A 23403-nucleotide genomic window follows, 5' to 3' on the forward strand; every position below is an offset into this window, starting at 1 on the left:
CTAATTAATTACTGAGCTTTACTTGATTGAGTAATTTAACAAAATGATCAAATAAAGATGAAGCATCATGTGGTCCAGGACTAGCTTCTGGATGTCCTTGAAAACTAAAAGCTAATTTATCAGTTAAACATAGCCCTTGTAATGTTCCGTCAAAGAGTGAACTATGTGTTATAGCAATATTATTTGGCATATTTTTTATATCTACAGTGAAACTATGATTTTGTGATGTAATTATCACTCGATTTGTTTTAATTTCTTTTACAGGATGATTTCCACCGTGATGACCAAATTTCATTTTGATAATATTAGCTCCACTAGCTAATGCAAGAAGCTGATGTCCTAAACAAATTCCGAAAATAGGGATGTTTATTTTTAAGAAGTATTGAATTGCATGAATGGCATAATCGCATGGTCTAGGATCACCTGGACCATTAGATAGAAAAATTCCATCAGGATGTAAGTCTAAGACTGTTTTAGGATCGGTTTTAGCTGGCACTACAGTTAGATAACATCCTCTATCTACAAGCATACGTAATATATTTCTTTTAACCCCAAAATCATATACAACAATATGAAATAAAAATTTTTTTTTCTTTTCAGGACAAGGTTTTTTTTCATTAATAAAAATGCTACCTTTTTCCCAATTATAAATAAATTTAGTACTAACTTTTTTAGCTAAATCTAATCCTTGTAAACTTAAAAAATTTTTTGCTTTTCTATGTGCTATACTATAGTTTTCTTTTTTATCTTCTATAATACATCCATTTTGCGAACCTTTCGTACGTAAAATTCGTGTTAATTTTCTTGTATCAATATCTGATATTGCAACAATATTATTTTCTTTTAAGTAAGAAGAGAAGTCTTTTTCGCTGCGATAGTTACTTGATATTGGTGACATATCACGAATAATTAGTCCTCTTATATGAATTTTAGATGATTCTTCGTCGTTATGATTAGTTCCGATATTTCCAATGTGGGGATGAGTTAATGTTACAATTTGATGTGAATAAGAAGGATCGGTGATTATTTCTTGATACCCAGTGATTGATGTATTAAAAACAACTTCGCCTACAGTTGTCCCCTTAGCTCCAATAGAACGTCCATGAAATCTAGTTCCATCTTCTAAAACTAGTACTGCTAATTGGCCCAAAGCGTCCTCCATTAAAAAAATTTTGAATATTAATTGAATTTTGAATGTAATCGGGATTATTAAAAAATAATGAAAAATTGTATTTTAACTAAAATTAATATTTTTGTCTATTATCGTAATAAATATTTATATTTTTAAAATTTTATTAATATAAATCATGAATAATTTAAAATTTATCCTTTAGTATATCGTTCATATTAAATAATCCTTGATTTTTTTCGTGAATCCATATTGCTGATTCAATGGCACCTTTGGCAAAAGAGTCTCGATTAAAAGCACTGTGAGTTATTTTAATTTCTTCATCAGAACTTGAAAATAAAACACTATGTTTTCCGATAACATTTCCTGATCTTATACTAGAAAAACCAATTTTTTTTATTTCTCTAATTTTTTTTGTAATACCTTTTTTATAATACAAAGAATGTTTATTTAATTCCCAATTCATAACTTTTGATATAGTTTCTCCAATAGTTAATGCTGTTCCTGAAGGTATATCTATTTTATTTCTATGATGAAATTCTATAATATCAATGTCTGAAGTATTTCCTAAAATTTTAGTAGTTTTTTGAACTAATTGACAAAGTAAATTTATTCCAATACTAAAATTTGATGAAATCATTAAAGCAATTTTTTCAGAATATGCATTTATGTTCTTATTTTCTTCATTTGAAAAACCAGTTGTACCAATAATAATATTTTTTTTAAATTTACAACATTGTTCTAAAAAATATAAAGTACTGCTTGGTTTCGTGAAATCGATTAAAACATCAAAGTTATTTTTTTCTATATTCAAAGTATTATCAATAGATACGCCTATTTTACCTATTCCAATTTTTTCTCCTATATCTTCACCAACCAATGGATGATTTTTTTTGACTAATGCAGTGGTTAAAATAGTATTTTTATTCTTTTGTATTTCTTTAATCAACACCCGGCCCATACGACCCATAGCACCAGTAATTGCAATACGAGTTATTTTTTTTTTCATAATTTTATTTTTCTAATTTTGCATATATATTAAATTCTTAGGTATCTTAAAAATTGTTTTTTCTTTATCTCCCAAAATTTCTTTTGGTGGATTTTTAAAACCTAGTTTTTTTAAATATTCAATTACTTCTGTTACTAATATATCAGGTGCAGAAGCGCCAGCTGTAATCCCAATATTTTTTTTGTTTTTAATCCATTCTTCTCTAATATCAGAAAATGATTCAATTTGTTTCGTAAATACACCTGTTTCTTTTCCTAATTCTGCAAGACGGTTGGAATTAGAAGAATTTTTAGAGCCGATTACAAGTATTATATCAGTTATTTTCGATAATTTAAGAATTGCATTTTGTCGATTTGTTGTTGCATAGCATATATCCTCTTTTTTAGGACCAGATATATTTAAAAATTTCTTTTTTAAAGATAAAATGATAGATTGAGTGTTTTTAATAGATAAAGTTGTTTGTGTGAAAAAATTTAATTTTTTATCTATTTTAATCGATAACTTATTTACATCTTCTATTGATTCAACAAGATGTATTTTTCCTTTTTTATTGTCATATTGACCGATTGTCCCAATAACTTCAGGATGACCTTTATGACCAATTAGAATTGTTTCTATACCATTTTTACTTGATTTTGAAACTTCTAAATGTACTTTTGTAACTAATGGACAAGTTGCATTTAATATTGTTAAATTTTTTTTTATAGCTTTTTTTTTTATTTTTTTTGATACTCCGTGTGCTGAAAAAACTACTATGGAACTATTTGGAATATCTGCAATGTCTTCAACAAAGATAACTCCCTTTTGACGTAATTGTTCTATAACATATTGATTATGTACTAGTTCATGCTGAACATAAATAGTTTTTTTATAAATTTTTAAAGCATTTTCAACCATTAAGATAGCTCTTTTAACGCCTGCGCAGAAACCTCTTGGGTTGGCTAATATAATGTTCACTGTTTTCTCAAAATATATTTAATTATAAAAAAATTTAATTTTTTTGATTAAAAATGAATTAGGGATTAATTATGAATTATAATAATTATTTTTCATAATTATAATCATCCCAATAAATATACTGAAATCAGCTATATTGAATGTTGCAAAATGCCAATTTTTAATATGTAAATCAATAAAATCTATTACAAATCCATAATTAATACGATCTATTAAATTTCCTATTGCTCCTGCGAGAATTAGAGAATAAGAAAGAATTTTATTTTTATCTTTTTTTTTAAACTTTATAATCATTTTTATTAGCACTAATATAACAACTATACTAAATATTAATAAAAAATATTTTTGCCATCCGTTTTGATCTGATAGTAGACTAAATGCTGCTCCAAAATTGTGTACATGAAATAAATTTAATATTAAAAATATTTTTTGTTTTTCATATATATTCAAATTATTTAAAATCCATTTTTTACTATAAAAATCTATTGTTACAATAAAAACTATTATAGTGATATAAATCCAATAGAATTTTTTAAAATAGTGTTTTTTCTTCATATAAAAATACGCTTTTCACCATTTCCTTTCGTATTTAGAAGACAACGTGTACAAATTTCATCATTATTTTTTTTAATAAAAATGTTATAGTGCCAACATCTTGGACATTTTTTTTCTTTTATTTTTTTTAAAAGCACTTTAAAATCAGAAATTTTTTCACTTTTTTTTGAATTTTTTGGTGCTGTGTCATATAATTTTATTTGTACTTTAGATGTTAAAAATATAAATTTTAATTCTTCTCCTAAAATATTTAATTTTTGTTTTATTTCTGGGGTTACGTATAATATTAAAGAGGCTTCTAGTGAACTTTTTATGTTTTTATTTTTTATTTCTTCTTCTAGAAATTTATTTATTTCATTTTTCATTTCTATTAGATTATTCCAATAATCATAGTTAAATACATCATTTTCATCTAAATCAAATAATTTATCAAACCATTCTTCCGTGAATACATATTTATTATGTTCTCCAGGTAAGTGATTCCAAATTTCATCGGCAGTAAATGATAATATTGGTGCTATCCAACGAACAAGAGCGTTAATTATATAGTATATAGCTGTTTGACAACTTCTTCGTTCTTGACTGTTTTTTTTTAGAGTATATTGTCTATCTTTTATAATATCAAGATAGAAAGAACCCATTTCGATAGAGCAAAAATACATTAAACGTTTTATTACTGCATGAAAGTTGTACTTTTCATAAAACTCAATAATTTCTTCTTGTACTTTTTTTGCTTGACTTATAGCCCAACGATCTAAAAGAACCATGTTTTCTTTTAAAACAGTATTTTTTTTAGGATTGAAATCATTTATGTTTGCTAACATAAAACGTGCTGTATTTCTTATTCTTCGATAAATGTCTGAAGAGCGTTTTAGAATTTCATTAGAAATAGAAATGTCATTAGAATAATTAGAAGAAGCCACCCATAGTCTTAAAATATCTCCCCCTAATGTTTTTACTATTTCATTAGGACTAATGGTATTTCCTATAGATTTAGACATTTTTTGACCATTTTTATCAACTACAAAACCATGAGTTAAAACTTCAGAATATGGTGATTTATTTTTTGTTAACATAGAAATAATTAATGATGACATAAACCATCCTCTATGTTGATCAGAACCTTCTAAAAACATATCTGCGTAATTTTTACTGTATTTTTTATTTTTATATTTTATTAAAGTATGAGTATTTCCTGATTCAAACCATACGTCTAATATATCAAATATTTGATCATACATGTTATATGTTTCACCTAATATTTCTTTTAAATCAATTTTCCACCATGCTTCTATTCCTTCTAATTCTACTTTTTTTATTATTTTTTCCATTAAGAAAGTATTTTCGGGATGAATATTTCCTGTTTTTTTATGTATAAAAAGACACATTGGTACACCCCATTTTCTTTGTCTTGAAATACACCAATCAGGTCTTTTTTTTATCATTTGTTTTATTCTAGATTCTCCCCATTTAGGTATCCATGATACTTTTTTGATTTCTTCAATAGTTTTATAACGCAGTTTGTTCTTATCAATTTTTATAAACCATTGTTCAGTTGCTCTAAATATAACAGGAGTTTTATGTCTCCAACAATGTGGATAACTATGTTTTAAAATCTCATGATGCAATAAACAATTTTCTTTGATTAATAAATTTATAATTATTTTATTAGCTTTAAAAATATTTATCCCATCTAATTTGGGATGTACGTTATTTATATAATTACCTTTAAAATCTACTAAATTAATTGTTTTTATTTTGTATTTTTGACTAACGATATAATCATCTGGTCCATGATCAGGTGCTGTATGAACAGCTCCTGTACCTGAATCAAGAGTAATATGTTTTCCCAATATTACAGGTAAAGAAATGTTTTTTAAAAATGGATGTAAAAATTTTGTTCCTTCTAAATTTTTACCTTGAAAAGAAATTAAAATGTTCCAATTTTTTATTTCTAAAATTTTCATTACGTTTTCAACTAATTTTTTTGCTAAAATTAAATTGTATTTTTTAGTTTCTATTAGTTGATACTCAAAAGTTGGATTTACTGCAATAGCTTGACTTGATGGAAGAGTCCATGGTGTAGTTGTCCAAATGGGTAGATATATGTCTTTTTCACTTGATATACTAAGATTTAGTACTTCTTTAAAAATTTTATTATTTTTACTTTTCATGGCAACAAAGATTGAATCGGATTCTTTATAAAAATGTTCGATCTCTGCATCAGATAAAGATGAATGGCATTTTAAACACCAATGTATAGGTTTAGATTCTTTATATAAGTATTTTTCTTCAATAATTTTAGACAGTGTTTTAATTATATTAGCTTCATTTTTAAAATTCATTGTAAGATATGGTTTTTCCCAATCTCCAATTACACCTAATCTAATAAAATCTTTTTTTTGCTTTTTTATTTGTTTTTCTGCATATTGTCTGCATTTTTTTTGAAATATTGAAGTAATTACATTTTTGCTTTTTAAACCTATCTGTTCTTCAACTTTTTGTTCAATAGGTAATCCATGACAATCCCAAGACGGTATATAGGGAGCATCGAAACCTGACATATTTTTTGATTTTATAATTATATCTTTTAAAATTTTGTTCACTGCATGTCCAATATGAATGTTTCCATTAGCATATGGAGGTCCATCATGAAGAAAAAAAATTTTTTTACCTTCTTTTTTTTGTCTTATTAATTTATAAAGATTATTTTCATACCAATTTTTTAATATTTCTGGTTCTTTTTGAGACAGATTCGCACGCATAGAAAACTGTGTTTTAGGTAAATTTAAAGTATTTTTATAATCATTCATAATTTTCTCTTTAATTTGTATATTAATTATAATTAATGTTAAAATATTTTTTAACAATTTTAACATCTTTAGAAATTTGTTCTTTTAACTTTTCTATAGAAGAAAAGAAACATTCATCTCTTATTTTTTTGTATAAAAAAACTTCTATTTTCTTTTCATATAAATCAATATTAAAATTGAATAAATAGACTTCAAGAAGTCTATTTTTTTTCGAATGAAAATAACTTGGTTTAATTCCAATATTGCATATTCCTATAAAATCTTTGTTCAAGAAACATGAAACCTTTACAGCGTATACTCCATTATTTATGGGTATATTTTTATGTAATAATATATTTGCTGTTGGATATCCTAATTTTCGTCCTATTTTGTTTCCATGAATTACACGACCTAAAATACTAAATGGGCGACCAAGTAATTTTCTTACTAGTTCAATTTTATTTTCTAATAAACATTTTCTTATATTAGTACTGCTTATTTTAATTATGTTTTTATATAATAAGGCACTAATTTCTATTACTTTAAAATTGTATTGATATCCAATTTTCTTTAAGAGAGATATATTTCCATTTCTTTTTGATCCAAATCTAAAATCATCTCCAATTATTATGAATTTTATATTTAATTTTTTTATTAAAACGTTTTTTATAAATTTTTCTGCACTTAAAGATGAAAAATATTCATTAAATTTAATACATAAAATAATATCGATTTTCCATAATTGAATATACTTAATTTTATTTTGTAACGTTGTAATTCTTTTTGGAGGATTTTGAGTATTTAAAAATTCTAATGGTTGTGGTTCAAATAAAATAACTATAGTTGGTATGTTATTTTTTTTTCCTATTTCGTATAAATTAGAAAGCAATTTTTGATGTCCCAAATGTATTCCATCAAAATTTCCAATACTAACAGCTGAATTAGAATTTATTTTTTTTAGATTACAAATGCCTCGTATGAGCTTCATTGTTAAATTAACCTAATGAAATAAAATGATTTTATATTAAAAAATATTGTTTATTTTACAAATAATTTTGATGTATTATTCTTCATAATATATAATATTATTTTTATTTATATACGAATTTTTCATTTTTTAAAAAATTATTTAAAATTTATTTTTTACATTTGGGAGTTAAAATTGGCAAATATTAAATCTGCTAAAAAAGATTCTATAACATCAGAAGAACGTCGTAAAAAAAATGCTAGTCAACGTTCAAAAATTCGTACTTTTATAAAAAAAGTTCGTTTGGCTGTTATTTCTGGAAATAAAGAAAAATCATATGATGCTTTTAAGAACATGCAACCTATTATTGATAAATATGCAACTAAGGGTTTAATACATAAAAACAAAGCTGCAAGATATAAATCTATTTTATCGTTAAAGATTGCAAAATTGCATAAAAATTAATTTTTTAAAAAAGTATTGCCTCTAATTTTTTAAGAAGCAATACTTTATAAGTTTTTTATTTTGTTAAATCATCAAAAAATCTTTTTACACCATCAAAAAACCTTTTTGAACGTGGACTATTTTTATCTCCTCGAAATCCATTAAAACTATTCCCTAGCTCATTTAAAAGATATTTTTGTTGTTCATTGAGATTGACTGGAGTTTCTACTACGACACGACATAATAAATCGCCTTTGCTTCTACTTTGTACTGATTTTACGCCTTTTCCTCGAATACGGAAAAGTTTTCCTGATTGAGTTTCAGACGGTATCTTCAACTTAACTCTACCATCTAAAGTAGGTACTTCTATTTCTCCACCTAATGCAGCCATAGTAAAATTGATTGGTACTTCACAGTAAAGGTTATTATCTTCTCTTTCAAAAATAGGATGTTTGTTAACTGTCATTTGTACATAAAGATCACCTGATGGTGCGCCATTTATTCCGGCTTCACCTTCATGACTTAATCGAATCTTATCATTAGTATCGATACCAGATGGAATCTTTACCGACAATATTTTGTTTGTTTTTATTCTTCCCTGTCCTCGACATATATGGCATGGATTTTTAATTACTGTACCTCTTCCATTACATTTAGGACATGATTGTTGAACAGTGAAAAATCCTTTTCTAATATGAATTTGACCTTTTCCATGACATGTTGAGCATCCATTCGGCTTGGTACCAGCACTTGCCCCTGTACCATAACAAGTTTTACATTTTTGAAAAGTTGGAATACGAATTTCTTTTATTACTCCCTTTACTGCTTCTTCTAAAGAAATCTCCATATTGTAGCATAAATCAGCTCCTTTTTTCACTCTTTGATTTCTACTGCCTCCGAAAATATCACCAAAAACATCGCCAAAGATATCTCCAAAATCTGTAGAGCTAGTAAAAGTATTATAAGTATTGTTTTGATTGTGACCATTTTCAAAAGCAGCGTGTCCATATTGATCATATGCGCTTCTTTTTTCTTCATTGATTAAAATTTCATATGCTTCTTTTATTTCCTTAAACTTGTTTTCAGCACTTTTATCTCCTTGATTGCGATCGGGATGGTATTTCATTGCTAATCGTTTATAAGCTTTTTTAATTTCTCGTTCTTCAGCTGATTTTGGAATTCCTAAAATTTGATAGTAATCTTTTTTTGCCATATTACTGTTCTTCCTGCTTTTAAAATAAGTGCACGGGCGTAGATTTTTTTCTACGCCCGTGCTAGTTTAAATACTGTTATAACTTTTTCTGCTTTTTTAGATTAATGTTTATTATTTTTTAGGATCTTTTATTTCTTCAAATTCTGCGTCTACAACGTTTTCGTCTTTTTGTGATTCAGATGATTTATTTTCTTTTTTTAAATTTTCTTCTGATTTTTTTTGATTTATTTCTGTTAGTTTAGATGAAATTTTTAAGAGATTTTGAATATTTTTTTCAATTTCAGTTTTATCTTCTCCCTTCAATGATTTTTCTAATTCATCTAAAACTGATTTAATTTTTTCTAGTTCTGTATTTTCTATTTTATTTTTTTTTCATACTATATTGTTTTTTAATACTATGTATTAATTGATCACCTTGATTTCTGATTTGAATTAATTCTTCAAATTTTCGATCTGCTTCGGAATTAGCCTCAGCATCATTAATCATTTTTTTTATTTCGTCTTCATTTAGACCAGAAGAAGCTTTAATAGTAATTTTTTGTTCCTTTCCAGTTTTTTTATCTTTTGCAGATACATGTAATATACCATCGGAATCAATATCAAATGTAACTTCAATTTGTGCCGTTCCTCTTGGTGCTGGCTCAATTCCGTCTAGATTAAATTGACCTAGAGATTTGTTATCTAGTGCTCTTTTTCTTTCACCTTGAAGAATATGTATTGTTACAGCGGATTGATTATCTTCTGCTGTTGAAAAAACTTGACTATGTTTAGTAGGAATAGTTGTGTTTTTATTTATCAGTGAAGTCATTATACCCCCCATAGTCTCAATTCCTAATGACAATGGAGTTACATCAAGCAATAAAACATCTTTAACATCGCCTGAAAGTACACCTCCTTGAACTGCAGCACCAACTGCAACCGCTTCATCTGGATTAACATCTTTTCTAGGTTCTTTACCAAAGAAATCTGCTACTTTAGATTGTACCATAGGCATTCTTGTTTGACCGCCTACTAATATTACATCATTGATATCTGAAATAGATAGTCCTGCATCTTTTAACGCTACTTTAAGTGGTTCAATAGAACGTAGTACCAGATCTTCTACTAAAGATTCTAATTTTGAACGAGTAACTTTAATATTTAAATGTTTAGGTCCATTAGAATCAGCTGTAATATACGGTAGATTTACATCAGTTTGTTGTGCTGATGATAATTCTATTTTTGCTTTTTCTGCAGATTCTTTTAAGCGTTGCATGGCCAATGAATCATTTCTTAAATCAATACCTTGTTCTTTTTTAAATTCTTGTACTAAATAATTAATCAGCCTGCTATCGAAATCTTCTCCACCAAGATGGGTGTCTCCATTAGTAGCAAGAACTTCAAATGTTTTTTCTTTGTCAACATCATCGATTTCAATAATAGATATATCAAAAGTACCTCCACCTAAATCGTATACTGCTATAGTTCTATTTCCTTCCCCTTTATCTAAACCATAAGCAAGCGCTGCAGCTGTAGGTTCGTTAATAATTCTTTTGACTTCTAATCCTGCAATTCTACCAGCATCCTTAGTTGCTTGTCTCTGAGCATCATTAAAATAGGCAGGAACTGTAATAACTGCTTCTTTCACTGATTCTCCTAAGTAGTCTTCTGCAGTTTTTTTCATTTTTTTTAACACTTCTGCAGAAATTTGAGGAGGTGCCATTTTTTGTTTCTTAATATCAATCCATGCGTCTCCATTTTCAGAATTGATAATAGAATATGGCATAATTTTTATATCACGCTGAACTTCATCATCTTTAAACTTTCTACCAATTAGTCTTTTTATAGCAAATAATGTATTCTTGGGATTAGTTATTGCTTGACGTTTAGCAGGTTGTCCTACTAAAACTTCTCCTTTTTGGGTATACGCAATAATTGAAGGTGTTGTACGATCACCTTCTGAATTTTCTAAAACACGTGGTTTGTTGCCATCCATAATGGCAACACAAGAGTTGGTTGTTCCCAAGTCAATACCAATAATTTTGCCCATTGAAATTCTCCTATTTTATAATCTCTTGATAAATTGGGTGTTCAACCTTTATGCGGCCATTTTTTTGGCTTTTTAATTAGCTACATAGGATTGTATTTTTCTTTTTTATATATATTGTTGAATGATTATTAGATGGGGTCTTTTTTCTAGTCATCAAGGTCTAAGTATAAAAAAAATGAATTTTTTAAATTAAAAATTTTTTATTCTTTTAACAAACACAATTTATTATTTTATATTTTTAATGTATATTTTATTTTTTTATCAATTGTTTTAATCATAAAATAAATTATATTTTTTTATCAATATACAATACACTGTTGAAATGTAATCATTGTAAAAATATTTTGATATTTTATAGGAATATAAAATGCTACAAAATACATTAGAAATTACTGAATATTTATCTTTTTTTTACTTTATTTTTTTTTCTCTACTTTTTTGTTTTTTTATGCTATTTGCAAGTTGGTTTCTGGGAGGAAGATCATTATCAAGATATAAAAATACTCCTTTTGAATCAGGGATTGTTCCAGTAGGTAATACATATCTTCATTTTTCTGTAAAATTTTATTTAATTGCAATGTTTTTTGTGATTTTTGATGTTGAGGCACTTTATCTATATGCATGGTCTGTTAGTATAGTTGAATCAGGATGGACAGGATTTTTTGAAGCAACTGTATTTATATTATTTCTTCTTTTGTCATTATTTTATTTAATCCGAATTAAAGCTTTAAATTGGATTTCATCATGATAATATCAAAAATATTGACATTGATTATATTTAGGATGTAATTAGATGAAAGAAAAAATGAATTATACTTTAACTAGAGCAGATGGAAAAAATCAGAGACGTTATCCAAATCAAACAATTCAATCTGTTATAGATCCGATAGAAGGATATTTAAAAAAAAATGTTTTTATGGGTAAGATTAGTGAATTACTGCATAAAGTAGTGAATTGGGGTCGAAAAAATTCTCTTTGGCCTTATAATTTTGGTTTATCTTGTTGTTATGTAGAAATGGTAACAGCATTTACTTCTGTCCATGATATTGCTCGTTTTGGTTCTGAAGTATTAAGAGCATCTCCAAGACAGGCAGATGTTATGGTAATTGCAGGTACACCATTTATTAAAATGGCTCCTATTATTCAAAGATTATATGATCAAATGCTAGAACCTAAATGGGTTATTTCTATGGGTGCATGCGCTAATTCTGGTGGTATGTACGATATTTATTCTGTTGTACAAGGAGTAGATAAATTTTTACCAGTAGATATTTATATTCCCGGTTGTCCACCTAGACCAGAAGCATACATACATGCTTTAACATTACTTCAAAAAATGATTAATGAAGAAAGAAGACCTTTATCTTGGACAATTGGAGAACAAGGTATATATCGTAAAAAAATGTTATCAGAAAAAGTTAAAAACAGAAAAAGAAGGATTTCCGTTGTCAATCTTCCAACTTCAGAAGAGATCTAATTTTTACTTAAAAAGTATAAATTTTTCATACTACTAGATCAATATTTTTTTGAATATATTATTAATATTAAAATTTTTTAGGTTAGTGAAAAAAATGAGAAATCTATGATAGATGAAAAGAAAAAAAAAAATACTGTTTTAACTAATAATAACTATGAAAAAAAATCGATTATTGAAGACTTATTTCATTTTTTTGGCAAAGATTTTTGTGTTTTCCAGATTACCAGTATAGATTTTCCAATAATATGGATAAACAAATCTTTATTATTGAAAGTTGGTGAGTTTTTATATAATTCACCTAAGCCTTACAATATGCTTTTTGATTTGCATGGAGTAGATGAACGTTTTCGATCAAATCGAGTAAATTTACCTGAAGCAGATTTTTCAGTTTTTTATCATCTAATATCTATTGAACGAAATAGTGATATTCTGATTAAGGTTCCGTTATTAAAAGACGATTTAAGTGTATCCACTTTTACTAGTTTATTTCCTAACGCCAATTGGTATGAACGTGAAACATGGGAAATGTTTGGTATTGTTTTTGATCAACATCCTAATTTAACTCATCTTATTATGCCGAATGAATGGAAAGGATTTCCTTTAAGAAAAGATTATCCAGCTAGAGCAACTGAGCATGAGTCTTTTTTTTTAGATGAACAGAAAGAAGATTTGGCAATGGAAAATCTAAGATTCAAACCTGAGTTGTGGGGTATGAAAAGAAAAAATGAGAATGTAGATTTTATGTTCTTAAATTTAGGACCTAATCATCCTTCTGCTCATGGTGCGTTTAGAATTATTTTACAATTAGATGGTGAAAATATTGTAGATTGTGTTCCTGATATTGGTTATCATCATCGTGGTGCAGAAAAAATGGCAGAAAGACAATCATGGCATAGTTATATTCCATATACTGATCGTATTGAATATCTTGGTGGTTGTGTTAATGAAATGCCTTATGTTTTAGCAGTAGAAAAATTAGCTAATATTTCTGTTCCAGAAAAAGTAGAAGTAATCCGAGTAATGTTATCTGAGTTATTTCGAATAAATAGTCATCTTTTGTATATTTCTACTTTTATTCAGGACGTAGGATGTATGACGCCTGTTTTTTTTGCTTTCACTGATCGTCAAAAAATTTATGATTTAATTGAAGCAATTACCGGTGCTCGTATGCATCCCGCTTGGTTTCGGATTGGTGGAGTAGCTCATGATCTTCCTAAGGGATGGAACACTTTATTAAAAGAATTTCTCGAATGGATGCCAAAAAGATTAAAATATTACGTACAATTAGCTTTAAAAAACCCTATTTTAATAAATCGTTCCAAAGGAATTGCTGAGTATAATCAGAAAGAAGCATTACAATGGGGTGTGACAGGAGCAGGTTTACGTTCTACAGGATTAGATTTAGATATAAGAAAATGGCGTCCTTATTCTGGATATCAAAATTATACTTTTGAAATTCCTATAGGTTCAGGTATAAGCGATTGTTATTCAAGAGTGATGATTAAAGTAGAAGAAATATATCAAAGTTTAGTTATTTTAAAACAATGCTTGAAAAATATGCCAGAGGGTCCTTTTAAATCAGATCATCCGTTAACTACTCCTCCTCCTAAAGAACGTGTTCTAAAAGATATAGATACAATGATTACTCATTTTTTACAAGTTTCTTGGGGTCCTGTCATTTCAGCAAATGAAAGCTTTCAAATGATTGAAGCGACTAAAGGTATTAATAGTTATTATTTAATAAGTGATGGTGGTACGATGAGTTATCGAACAAGAATACGAACACCTAGTTTTCCACATTTACAGCAAATACCTTCAGTGATTCGTGGAAGTTTAATATCAGATTTAATTGTATATTTGGGCAGTATAGATTTCGTCATGTCAGACGTGGACAGATAATTATGCATAAAAAAAAAGAAAATTAAAAAAAATTTCTACAACATTTACTTTGACTTCTTTTGAAATTAATGAAATAGAAAAGCAAAAAAAATATTATGAAAATTCAAGATCAGTTTCAATAGAAGCATTGAAAATTGTTCAAAAAAAACGAGGGTGGGTTTCTGATCCAGCAATTATAGAAATTGCAAAAATACTTAATCTTAATCCAAGTGAAATAGAAAGTGTAGCTACTTTTTATAGTCAAATTTATCGTCAACCTGTAGGACGTCATATTATCCGATATTGTGATAGTGTAGTTTGTTATTTAACTGGTTATGAAAAAATAAAAAAAGCTTTAGAAGAATATTTACTAATTGAAGTAGGTAATACTACTTTAGATGGTAGATTTACTCTACTACCAGTTTGTTGTTTAGGAAATTGTGATAAAGGTCCTACCATAATGATTAACGAAGATTTACATTCTTACCTAAATCCAGATTTAATATCAAACTTGCTGGAATTATATAAATGAACAATATTATACGCACTGAGGAGACACATCCATTAACATGGAGACTGAGAAATGATCAAAAAACTGTTTGGATTAAAGAATATTGTAAGAAAAATGGTTATTTTAGTTTAAAAAAAGCATTAAAGACTATGTCTCCAGAAGATATTGTACATTTGATTAAAGAATCTGGTTTAAAAGGAAGAGGTGGAGCTGGTTTTTCTACAGGTTTAAAATGGAGTTTAATGTCTCAAAATAAAAGTTCTAAAATGCGTTATTTACTTTGTAATGCTGATGAAATGGAACCTGGAACCTATAAAGATAGGTTTTTAATGGAAAATATACCTCATCAATTAATTGAAGGGATATTGTTGTCTGCATTTGCTTTAAATGTTTCTCGTGGTTATATTTTTTTACGAGGCGAATATCTTAAAGCTGAGCATGTTTTAAAAAAATCTATACAAGAAGCAATTAATTTTGGTTTCATTGGTTCTAATATTTTAAATAGTGGTTTTAGTTTTGAACTTTTTTTACATACTGGTGCTGGTCGTTATATTTGTGGTGAAGAAACTGCTTTAATTAATTCATTAGAAGGGAGAAGAGCTAATCCAAGAGCTAAACCACCGTTTCCTGCAGTATTTGGATTATGGGGAAAACCCACTTGTATCAACAATGTTGAAACATTATCTAATGTTCCGTCTATTATATTAAACGGTGTTAATTGGTATAAAAAATTGTCTAAAAGTATCGATACTCCTGGTACTAAGTTAATGGGATTTTCAGGAAAAGTAAATAATCCTGGTCTTTGGGAACTACCTTTTGGAATTACTGCGCGTGAAATTTTAGAAGATTATGCATGTGGAATGAAATCAGATTTATCTTTAAAATCCTGGCAACCTGGTGGAGCAGGAACTGATTTTCTGATTGAAAAACATTTAGATTTACCAATGGATTTTACCAGTATTTCAAAAGCAGGCAGTCGTTTAGGAACAGCTATTGCTATGGCTGTAGACAATAAAACTAATATGGTTTCTCTAGTTTGTAATATAGAAAAATTTTTTTCTCGTGAATCGTGTGGTTTATGTACACCATGTAGAGAAGGATTACCTTGGATTGTAAAAATATTAGAAAGTTTAGAGAAAAAAGAAGGTCAGAAAAATGATATAGAAACCTTAGAAAGGTTGTGTGTACATTTAAGTCCAGGAAAAACATTTTGTGCTCATGCACCAGGTGCAATAGAACCTTTGCAAAGTGCTATAAAATATTTTCGTTCAGAGTTTGAAGCTGGTATTAGCGTAAAAAAATTAAAATTAAATTTAAATATTGTTGGAATTCAATCAAATAATTTTACTTCAAAAATTTAATTTTTGATATAAATAATTTCTATAATATAAAGATATTTATTTATAAAAATAAAGATTTTTTTTGGAAATTTTCTATTATGGCTAGAATTTATGTAGATGGAAAAGCATATTGTATGAGTGAATCAGATAACTTATTACAAGCATGTTTATCATTTGGTTTAAATATTCCTTATTTTTGTTGGCATCCTATATTAGGAAGTTTGGGGGCATGTCGACAATGTGCTGTTACACAATATAATAGTCCCTCAGATAATCAAGGAAGGTTAATTATGTCCTGTATGACACCTGTAGTAGATGGAACTATTATTTCTATTAACGATGATACATCAAAACAATTTAGAAGAAGTATTATAGAACTTTTATTAACAAATCATCCTCATGATTGTCCAGTATGTGAAGAAGGAGGTAATTGTCATTTACAAGATATGACTGTAATGACTGGTCATAATTTTAGAAATTATAGATTTTCTAAAAGAACACATAAAAATCAATATTTAGGATCATTCATTAAACATGAAATGAATCGATGTATTGGATGTTATCGTTGTGTTAGATACTATAAAGATTATGCAGATGGTACTGATTTAGATGTCTATGGTTCTAATAATAATATTTATTTTGGTCGTATAGAAGATGGTGTATTAGAAAATGAACATTCAGGTAATTTGATAGAAATATGTCCTACTGGAGTTTTTACAGATAAAACACATTCTAAAAAATATAATCGTAAATGGGATATGCAGTATGCTCCGGGAATCTGTCAAAATTGTAGTGTCGGTTGTAATATTAGTATTGGAGAGCGTTACGGTGAAATACGTCGTATAGAAAATAGATATCATGAAAATATAAACCATTATTTAATTTGTGATCTTGGACGTTTTGGATATTCTCATACTAATTTGAGAAATAGACCTAAACAACCTGTTTTATCTATGATAAAAAATAATCTAAATATATTAAGTTTTAATCAATCAATAGAATTTGGAATGAATTTTTTTCAACGTTATAAAAATGTAATTGGAGTTGGTTCTGTTCGTTCTAGTATAGAAAATAATTTTGCTTTACAAGAATTAGTTGGTAAAGAAAATTTCTCTAATGGAATGTCAGATAAAGAAGAGTCTTGTGTTAAATTGATTTTGAATACTTTGAAGAATAATCAAATATATATACCTTCTTTAAAAGAAATTGAAAGTTACGATACTATTTTAGTTTTAGGCGAAGATTTAACACAAACATCTCCTCGTATTGCATTAGCAGTACGTCAAGCTATGAAGAATAAAGCTAAAGATTTAGCTAAATCGTATGGAATTCCACAATGGAATGCTTCTGCTCTATCTCAAATAGCAGAAAATCATAAAAACTCTCTTTATATTATTAATACCCATGAAACTAAATTAGATGATATTGCTGATTGGTGTTATTTTTCCTCCATTGATCAACAAGTAAATTTTGCATCTGCTATTGCTCATGAATTAGATAAAAATTTACCTCATATTTCATGTTTAGACTCTAATTTGATTGAAAAAGCATCTGTAATTGCAAAAAAAATAATGTTTTCAAAGAAGGTATTAATTATTTCCGGTTCACATTCTTTTAGTGAGTCTATTATTAAAGCTTCTATAAATATAGCTATATCAATTAATCGAAAAAACATCAATCATGTTGGATTAACTTTTTTAACTTCTTCTTCAAACACTTTAGGATTGGCATTGATTGGTGGTTTTTCTATAGAAACTGCATTAAAAAAACTAAAGCAAAAAGAAGCAGATGCCATAATATTTATGGAATACGATTTATATCGTTATATATCTAAATATGATTGTGATTCTTTTTTTAAAGAAAATAACAATATTATTGCTATAGATCATCAATATACTAAAACATATAAAAATTCTGGATTCAGTTTGCCTTCTTTAAATTTTACGGAAAGTTCAGGTACGATAGTAAATTTTGAAGGTAGAGCACAGCGTTTTTTTCAAGTATATGATCCTATGTTTTACGATAAAAAAAATTGTCTTTATGTGAGCTGGAAATGGTTGCATTTTATTAAAAGTAAAATTGACAAAAAAGAAATATCTTGGTTAAACTTAGATGACGTTATTTCTGAATATTCAAATAAATATCCAATTTTTAGAAAAATAAAAACAGTAGGCCCTAGTTCTTCCTTTCGTATTAATGGTCAAAAGATTGCTCGTTCTCCACATCGGTCAAGTGGTAGAACAGCTTTACGAGCAAATATTAATGTACACGAACCTTCTCAGCCAAAAGATATTGATACAATGTTTTCATTTTCTATGGAAGGTTATAATCAGCCAAATGAATCTATATCACATATTCCATTTGCTTGGTTTCCTGGATGGAATTCACCACAGGCATGGAATAAATTTCAAAAAGAAATAGGAAGAAAATTGATATCAGGTGATTCTGGTATTCATTTATTTAAAGATAATAAAAAAGTTTTAGATATTTATTTTAATTTTCCTCCTAAAAATTTTATTAAAGAAAAATACTGGTATATCATTCCATATTATCATATTTTTGGAAATGAAGAGTTAACTCAATATTCATCTATTATAAAAAAAAATATACCTTTAGAATATGTATTAATAAGTGAGATAGATGGATTGGAATTAGGTTTTAAAAAAAACTCCATAGTGGAATTTAATTGTTTAAATCAAGATTTTCGTTTAACAATACGATTATCAAAATATTTAACTCAAAAACAAATAGGTTTGCCTATAGGAAGAAAAGGATTTCCTATCTCTCTTATTGGTGAAAAAATTAAATGTTTACGGGAATTTATTAGATGAACTGTTTAGGAATAAATTTTTATGAAATATTATTTAAAATTTTACAAATAACATTAATTTTAATTTTTATTATATTTTTTTCAGCAACTTTAAGTATTGTTGAACGTAGATTTTTAGCATTTTTTCAAAATAGACATGGTCCTAATCGAGTTGGTTGGTTTGGAAGCCTACAATTATGTGCAGATATGATTAAAATTTTATTTAAAGAAGATTGGGTACCACTGTTTAGTGAAAAATCAATTTTTATTTTATCTCCAATCATAGCTTTTATTTCTTTGTTAATAGTTATTCCTATAATTCCACTTACACCTAATTTTTTGATAATTAATTTAAATATTGGAATTTTATTTTTTTTAATGATGGCAGCTTTATCAGTTTATGCAGTATTATTTGCTGGTTGGTCAAGCAATAATAAATATGCTTTATTAGGTGCTGTTCGTGCTTCTGCTCAAACTTTAAGTTATGAAGTTTTTTTAGGTTTATCATTGATGGGTGTAGTAGCTCGATCAGGATCTTTTAAAATAATAGATATTATTAACAGTCAAAAAGAAATTTGGAATTTTATACCTCAATTTTTTGGTTTTTTGTGTTTTTTTATAGCTGGTATAGCTATTTGTCATAGACATCCTTTTGATCTACCCGAATCTGAACAAGAGTTGGCTGATGGTTATCACATCGAATATTCTGGTATGAAATTTGGTTTGTTTTTTATTGGTGAATATATTTCTATTATTACAATTTCAGCATTAATATCGACAATATTCTTTGGAGGATATTTTGGTTTTTGGGGGTCGAGTTTTATTTGGTTGTTTTTAAAAACAGTTTTTTTTATTTTAGTCTTTATTTTAATTCGAGCTTCTTTACCAAGACCTAGATATGATCAAATAATGTCTTTTGGATGGAAAATTTGTTTACCATTAACGTTATTAAATTTAATTACGACAGCTTTTTTCGTATTAATATAAGTTGTCTTAAGAGATAAATTGTATGATTTTAAAAGAAATTGTTATTGGATTTTTAGTGCAAATAAGAAGTATTTGGATGGTCTTTAAAAATATATTTTCTAAATCTGAAACTAAAATGTATCCAGAAGAAAAATTATATTTATCTCCTCGATATCGAGGTCGAGTTATTTTAACACGTAATATAAATGGAGAAGAGCGTTGCGTAGCTTGTAATTTATGTGCTGTAGCTTGTCCCGTTGATTGTATTTCTCTTCAAAAATCTGAAAAAAAAGATGGTCGTTGGTATCCAAAATTTTTTAGAATTAATTTTTCTCGTTGTATTTTTTGTGGTTTATGCGAAGAAGCATGTCCTACAGCTGCTATTCAATTAATGCCTGATTTTGAATTATCAGATTTTAAAAGACAAAATTTAGTGTATGAAAAAGAAGACTTATTGATTTCAGGACCAGGAAAATATCCAGATTATGACTTTTATAATTTTTCTGGCGTAGTTATTAAAGATAAAAAAGTAGGTGAATTGTCAAGTGAATTAAAACCTGTTAATGTGAAAGATTTATTACCATAAGGAGGAGTAGTTCAATGGAATTTGTTTTTTACACATGTTCTTCGATAGCAGTTATTTCTACTCTATTGGTTATTATTCAAAAAAACGCAGTGTATTCTTTATTATATTTAATAATTTCACTTTTATCAATATCTGGTATTTTTTTTATATTCGGAGCTTTTTTTGCTGGTGCTTTAGAGGTTATTGTTTACGCTGGAGCAATTATTGTTCTGTTTGTTTTTGTAATTATGATGCTCAATCTTGGTAAAAAATATAATCTTCAAGAGAAAAAATATTTAAATCCTATTTTTTGGATTGGTCCAAGTTTCTTATCATTAATATTATTTTTAACAATGATATATGTTATTTTTTTCCTTAAAAACAAACAAATATATTTTACTTTAATTGATGCAAAAGATGTAGGTATTAATTTATTTGGTCCATATTTATTGTTAGTAGAACTTTCTTCTTTACTTTTATTATCTGCTTTAGTTGTCGTTTTTCATATTGGAACAGAAAAAAAATGAATTAAAAACAATCATTTTAATTATTAAAAAGGTAATGTTTTATGATTTCTTTATTTCATGGTTTGTTTTTATCATTAATATTATTTACTTTAGGTTTGACATCTCTTATAGTTCGTCGCAATGTACTGTTTATGTTAATTAGTTTAGAAATAATGATGAACGCTGCTGCATTAGCATTAGTAGTAGTGGGAAGTTATTGGAAACAGTCTGATGGTCAAATAATGTATATACTTGCTATTACATTAGCCGCATCTGAAGCTAGTGTAGGATTAGCTCTATTACTACAACTTTATAGACGTCAAAAAACATTAAACATTAATGTTTTAAGTGAGATGAGTGGATGAATATTATTTTTTTGATAATTTTATTTCCATTAATAAGTTTTTTATTTTTGTCACTTATACAAGGAACTATTTCTGAAAGAAATGCAGCTATTATAGGTATATCTTCAATATTTATTGCATTTATTATTACTTGTTTTTATATGACAAGTTTTGTAAACCATTCATCTCAAATTTTTACTCAAAAATTATGTAGTTGGATTTCTGTTAATGAATTAAATATAGATTTTAGTTTAATTTTAGATGGATTATCCTTAAGCATGTTGTCGATGATTATAGGAATAGGATTATTAATACATATTTTTTCCAGTTGGTACATGGAAGGCAAGGAAGGTTATTCACGATTTTTTGCATATACTAATTTATTTATAGCAAGTATGTCTTTATTAGTTTTAGCAGATAATTTTGTATTCATGTATTTAGGATGGGAAATTGTAAGTGTATGTTCTTATTTATTAATTGGTTTTTATTATAAAACTTCTAACAATAATTCCTGTGCTCTTAAAGCATTCATTTTAACTAGAATTTCAGATGTATTTTTAATAGTTTCAATTTTTTTAATATATAAAAAATATGGTACCTTTAATTTTCAAGAAATCAAATTTTTATCAAAATTTTTAAATATACAAGATTGTTCTGATTTAAATTTTCTTACACTATGTTTATTAATAGGAGTGATTGGAAAATCTGCGCAGTTACCATTGCATACTTGGTTATCTGATGCTATGGTCGGTCCTACTCCTGTTTCTGCCTTAATACACGCAGCTACTATGGTAACAGCAGGTGTTTATTTAATAGCAAGAACGCATTTTTTATTTTTGTTAACTCCTAAAATATTATATCTTATAAGTTTTATTGGTATAATAACAATATTTATTTCTAGTTTTTCTGCTTTAGTTCAGACAGATATAAAACGTATTCTTGCATATTCTACCATGAGTCAAATAGGTTATATGTTTTTGGCTTTAGGTGTACAAGCATGGACTGCGGCAATTTTACATTTAATTATTCATGCTATTTTTAAAGCATTATTATTCTTATCTTCAGGTTCTTTAATTTTATCTTGTAATAATGAAAAAAATATATTTAAGATGAGCAATTTGAGTTCAAAATGTCCTCTTTTATACGCGTCTTTTTTAGTTGGAGGTGCATCTTTGATTTCTTTCCCTTTAATTACAGCAGGTTTTTACAGTAAGGGAAATGTTTTATTTAGTGTTTTACAAAATGGTTATGTTAATTTCTTTTTGGTTGGTTTGTTTTGTTCTTTATTAACATCTATTTATACATTTAGAATGATTTTTGTTGTTTTTCATAGAAGTAGTATTTCTTTTGTTTTTTCTAATAAAAGATTAGCACATAATTTACCATTATTAATTTTATTGTTTTTTTCTACTTTTTTTGGTTATTTTATAATAAAACTACCTTTATTTTATATTTTTCCTGTTTCTCAAAATTCAGAAAATGGTAAATTTTTATATGAAATCATATCTAGTTTTATGTCATTTTTCGGTATATTTATAGCTTATTATATTTGGATTAAAAACCCAAATTGGATTTTTCAATTTTTGCAATTGAAAGCGATTAGATTAATTCACAATTTTTTGCTAAACGGATGGTGTTTTGATTTTTTCTATAAAATTTTATTTATTAATTCTTATTTATTTATATCTAAAATTTTATCTTATGAATCATTTAATTTTTTTCCTATATTTTTTGTTAAGTTTATTAAAAAAACTAATTTAGTTTTATTAAAAAGTGTTAATGGTAACGTGAAACATTATATATCAACAATGTTAATTGGTATTAACTTATTTTTTATCTTAGTTTTGTGTTCGTTTTTATCATGAAATATTTTTTAATTATTTTTTTATAAATTTTAAAATCCCCTTTTTTT

At 26.9% G+C, this 23403-nt stretch carries 19 protein-coding genes and 1 pseudogene; 12 read left to right on the forward strand and 8 right to left on the reverse strand.

The features are described from left to right. Positions 1-4: 4 nt before the first annotated feature. From carA to ribF, 6 genes are all read right to left on the reverse strand, one after another. Positions 5-1162 carry a glutamine-hydrolyzing carbamoyl-phosphate synthase small subunit gene (gene carA / locus D9V76_RS00755; RefSeq protein WP_158336943.1) on the reverse strand — a complete coding sequence of 386 codons (1158 nt, stop codon included), beginning with the start codon at positions 1160-1162 and terminating at the stop codon, positions 5-7. A gap of 154 nt (positions 1163-1316) precedes the next feature. Then, the gene (dapB, locus tag D9V76_RS00760; RefSeq protein WP_158336944.1) at positions 1317-2138 is read right to left on the reverse strand and encodes a 4-hydroxy-tetrahydrodipicolinate reductase; all 822 of its coding nucleotides are present in this window, start codon (positions 2136-2138) and stop codon (positions 1317-1319) included. 12 nt (positions 2139-2150) lie between these two features. After that, positions 2151-3095 carry a 4-hydroxy-3-methylbut-2-enyl diphosphate reductase gene (gene ispH / locus D9V76_RS00765; RefSeq protein ID WP_158336945.1) on the reverse strand — a complete coding sequence of 315 codons (945 nt, stop codon included), beginning with the start codon at positions 3093-3095 and terminating at the stop codon, positions 2151-2153. Between the two features lie 69 nt (positions 3096-3164). Beyond that, complete coding sequence (gene lspA, locus D9V76_RS00770) at positions 3165-3650, reverse strand: signal peptidase II (RefSeq protein ID WP_158336946.1); 486 nt, start codon at positions 3648-3650, stop codon at positions 3165-3167. After that, complete coding sequence (gene ileS / locus D9V76_RS00775) at positions 3647-6463, reverse strand: isoleucine--tRNA ligase (protein WP_158336947.1); 2817 nt, start codon at positions 6461-6463, stop codon at positions 3647-3649. The genes lspA and ileS overlap by 4 nt, the downstream gene beginning before the upstream one ends. Positions 6464-6485: 22 nt before the next feature. Then, positions 6486-7430, reverse strand: a complete 945-nt coding sequence (gene ribF, locus D9V76_RS00780) for a bifunctional riboflavin kinase/FAD synthetase (protein WP_158336948.1) — start codon at positions 7428-7430, stop codon at positions 6486-6488. Positions 7431-7604: 174 nt separating this feature from the next. Here ribF and rpsT point away from each other — a divergent pair, with 174 nt between their 5' ends. Next, complete coding sequence (gene rpsT, locus D9V76_RS00785; protein WP_158336949.1) at positions 7605-7874, forward strand: 30S ribosomal protein S20; 270 nt, start codon at positions 7605-7607, stop codon at positions 7872-7874. A 55-nt stretch (positions 7875-7929) separates the two neighbouring features. Here rpsT and dnaJ read toward each other — a convergent pair whose 3' ends face one another. After that, positions 7930-9066 (reverse strand): molecular chaperone DnaJ, encoded by a 1137-nt coding sequence (dnaJ, locus tag D9V76_RS00790; RefSeq protein ID WP_158336950.1) that lies wholly within the window; start codon positions 9064-9066, stop codon positions 7930-7932. Between the two features lie 111 nt (positions 9067-9177). Continuing rightward, positions 9178-11095, reverse strand: a pseudogene (dnaK, locus tag D9V76_RS00795) (molecular chaperone DnaK). A gap of 367 nt (positions 11096-11462) precedes the next feature. Here dnaK and ndhC point away from each other — a divergent pair. The 11 genes from ndhC to nuoL all read left to right on the forward strand — a co-directional run bounded on the left by ndhC (position 11463) and on the right by nuoL (position 23356). Then, positions 11463-11843, forward strand: a complete 381-nt coding sequence (ndhC, locus tag D9V76_RS00800) for an NADH-quinone oxidoreductase subunit A (protein WP_158336951.1) — start codon at positions 11463-11465, stop codon at positions 11841-11843. A gap of 57 nt (positions 11844-11900) precedes the next feature. Next, complete coding sequence (locus D9V76_RS00805; protein ID WP_158337710.1) at positions 11901-12572, forward strand: NuoB/complex I 20 kDa subunit family protein; 672 nt, start codon at positions 11901-11903, stop codon at positions 12570-12572. A gap of 105 nt (positions 12573-12677) precedes the next feature. Continuing rightward, positions 12678-14471, forward strand: coding sequence for an NADH-quinone oxidoreductase subunit C/D (gene nuoC / locus D9V76_RS00810; protein ID WP_158336952.1), 1794 nt, complete (start codon positions 12678-12680; stop codon positions 14469-14471). Between the two features lie 31 nt (positions 14472-14502). Next, positions 14503-14982, forward strand: coding sequence for an NADH-quinone oxidoreductase subunit NuoE (gene nuoE / locus D9V76_RS00815; protein ID WP_158336953.1), 480 nt, complete (start codon positions 14503-14505; stop codon positions 14980-14982). Next, positions 14979-16322, forward strand: a complete 1344-nt coding sequence (gene nuoF / locus D9V76_RS00820) for an NADH-quinone oxidoreductase subunit NuoF (protein WP_158336954.1) — start codon at positions 14979-14981, stop codon at positions 16320-16322. Before nuoE ends, nuoF begins: the two co-directional genes overlap by 4 nt. A gap of 77 nt (positions 16323-16399) precedes the next feature. Further along, positions 16400-19132 (forward strand): NADH-quinone oxidoreductase subunit NuoG, encoded by a 2733-nt coding sequence (gene nuoG, locus D9V76_RS00825; protein WP_158336955.1) that lies wholly within the window; start codon positions 16400-16402, stop codon positions 19130-19132. Then, positions 19129-20097, forward strand: coding sequence for an NADH-quinone oxidoreductase subunit NuoH (nuoH, locus tag D9V76_RS00830; RefSeq protein ID WP_158336956.1), 969 nt, complete (start codon positions 19129-19131; stop codon positions 20095-20097). The genes nuoG and nuoH overlap by 4 nt, the downstream gene beginning before the upstream one ends. A gap of 22 nt (positions 20098-20119) precedes the next feature. Then, positions 20120-20662, forward strand: a complete 543-nt coding sequence (nuoI, locus tag D9V76_RS00835; RefSeq protein WP_158336957.1) for an NADH-quinone oxidoreductase subunit NuoI — start codon at positions 20120-20122, stop codon at positions 20660-20662. A gap of 14 nt (positions 20663-20676) precedes the next feature. Next, entirely contained in the window at positions 20677-21168 is a 492-nt protein-coding gene (gene nuoJ / locus D9V76_RS00840; protein WP_158336958.1) for an NADH-quinone oxidoreductase subunit J, read from the forward strand. Between the two features lie 41 nt (positions 21169-21209). Continuing rightward, positions 21210-21512 carry an NADH-quinone oxidoreductase subunit NuoK gene (nuoK, locus tag D9V76_RS00845; RefSeq protein WP_158336960.1) on the forward strand — a complete coding sequence of 101 codons (303 nt, stop codon included), beginning with the start codon at positions 21210-21212 and terminating at the stop codon, positions 21510-21512. Beyond that, on the forward strand, positions 21509-23356 hold the full coding sequence (gene nuoL, locus D9V76_RS00850) for an NADH-quinone oxidoreductase subunit L (protein WP_158336962.1): 1848 nt from the start codon (positions 21509-21511) through the stop codon (positions 23354-23356). Before nuoK ends, nuoL begins: the two co-directional genes overlap by 4 nt. Positions 23357-23403 lie beyond the last annotated feature (47 nt).

The organism is Buchnera aphidicola (Rhopalosiphum padi) (assembly GCF_005080845.1).
In the GTDB taxonomy this organism is placed as follows: Bacteria; Pseudomonadota; Gammaproteobacteria; order Enterobacterales; family Enterobacteriaceae; genus Buchnera; species Buchnera aphidicola_AO.

Bases quoted from the DNA above. Each gene is read 5' to 3' on its own strand.
- nuoH (WP_158336956.1), top strand. From the start codon at position 19,129: ATGAACTGTTTAGGAATAAATTTTTATGAAATATTATTTAAAATTTTA.
- carA (WP_158336943.1), bottom strand. From the start codon at position 1,162: ATGGAGGACGCTTTGGGCCAATTAGCAGTACTAGTTTTAGAAGATGGA.
- dapB (WP_158336944.1), bottom strand. From the start codon at position 2,138: ATGAAAAAAAAAATAACTCGTATTGCAATTACTGGTGCTATGGGTCGT.
- nuoC (WP_158336952.1), top strand. From the start codon at position 12,678: ATGATAGATGAAAAGAAAAAAAAAAATACTGTTTTAACTAATAATAAC.
- nuoK (WP_158336960.1), top strand. From the start codon at position 21,210: ATGATTTCTTTATTTCATGGTTTGTTTTTATCATTAATATTATTTACT.
- dnaJ (WP_158336950.1), bottom strand. From the start codon at position 9,066: ATGGCAAAAAAAGATTACTATCAAATTTTAGGAATTCCAAAATCAGCT.
- D9V76_RS00805 (WP_158337710.1), top strand. From the start codon at position 11,901: ATGAATTATACTTTAACTAGAGCAGATGGAAAAAATCAGAGACGTTAT.
- ndhC (WP_158336951.1), top strand. From the start codon at position 11,463: ATGCTACAAAATACATTAGAAATTACTGAATATTTATCTTTTTTTTAC.
- ileS (WP_158336947.1), bottom strand. From the start codon at position 6,463: ATGAATGATTATAAAAATACTTTAAATTTACCTAAAACACAGTTTTCT.
- nuoI (WP_158336957.1), top strand. From the start codon at position 20,120: ATGATTTTAAAAGAAATTGTTATTGGATTTTTAGTGCAAATAAGAAGT.
- nuoF (WP_158336954.1), top strand. From the start codon at position 14,979: ATGAACAATATTATACGCACTGAGGAGACACATCCATTAACATGGAGA.
- nuoJ (WP_158336958.1), top strand. From the start codon at position 20,677: ATGGAATTTGTTTTTTACACATGTTCTTCGATAGCAGTTATTTCTACT.
- nuoL (WP_158336962.1), top strand. From the start codon at position 21,509: ATGAATATTATTTTTTTGATAATTTTATTTCCATTAATAAGTTTTTTA.
- ribF (WP_158336948.1), bottom strand. From the start codon at position 7,430: ATGAAGCTCATACGAGGCATTTGTAATCTAAAAAAAATAAATTCTAAT.
- lspA (WP_158336946.1), bottom strand. From the start codon at position 3,650: ATGAAGAAAAAACACTATTTTAAAAAATTCTATTGGATTTATATCACT.
- nuoG (WP_158336955.1), top strand. From the start codon at position 16,400: ATGGCTAGAATTTATGTAGATGGAAAAGCATATTGTATGAGTGAATCA.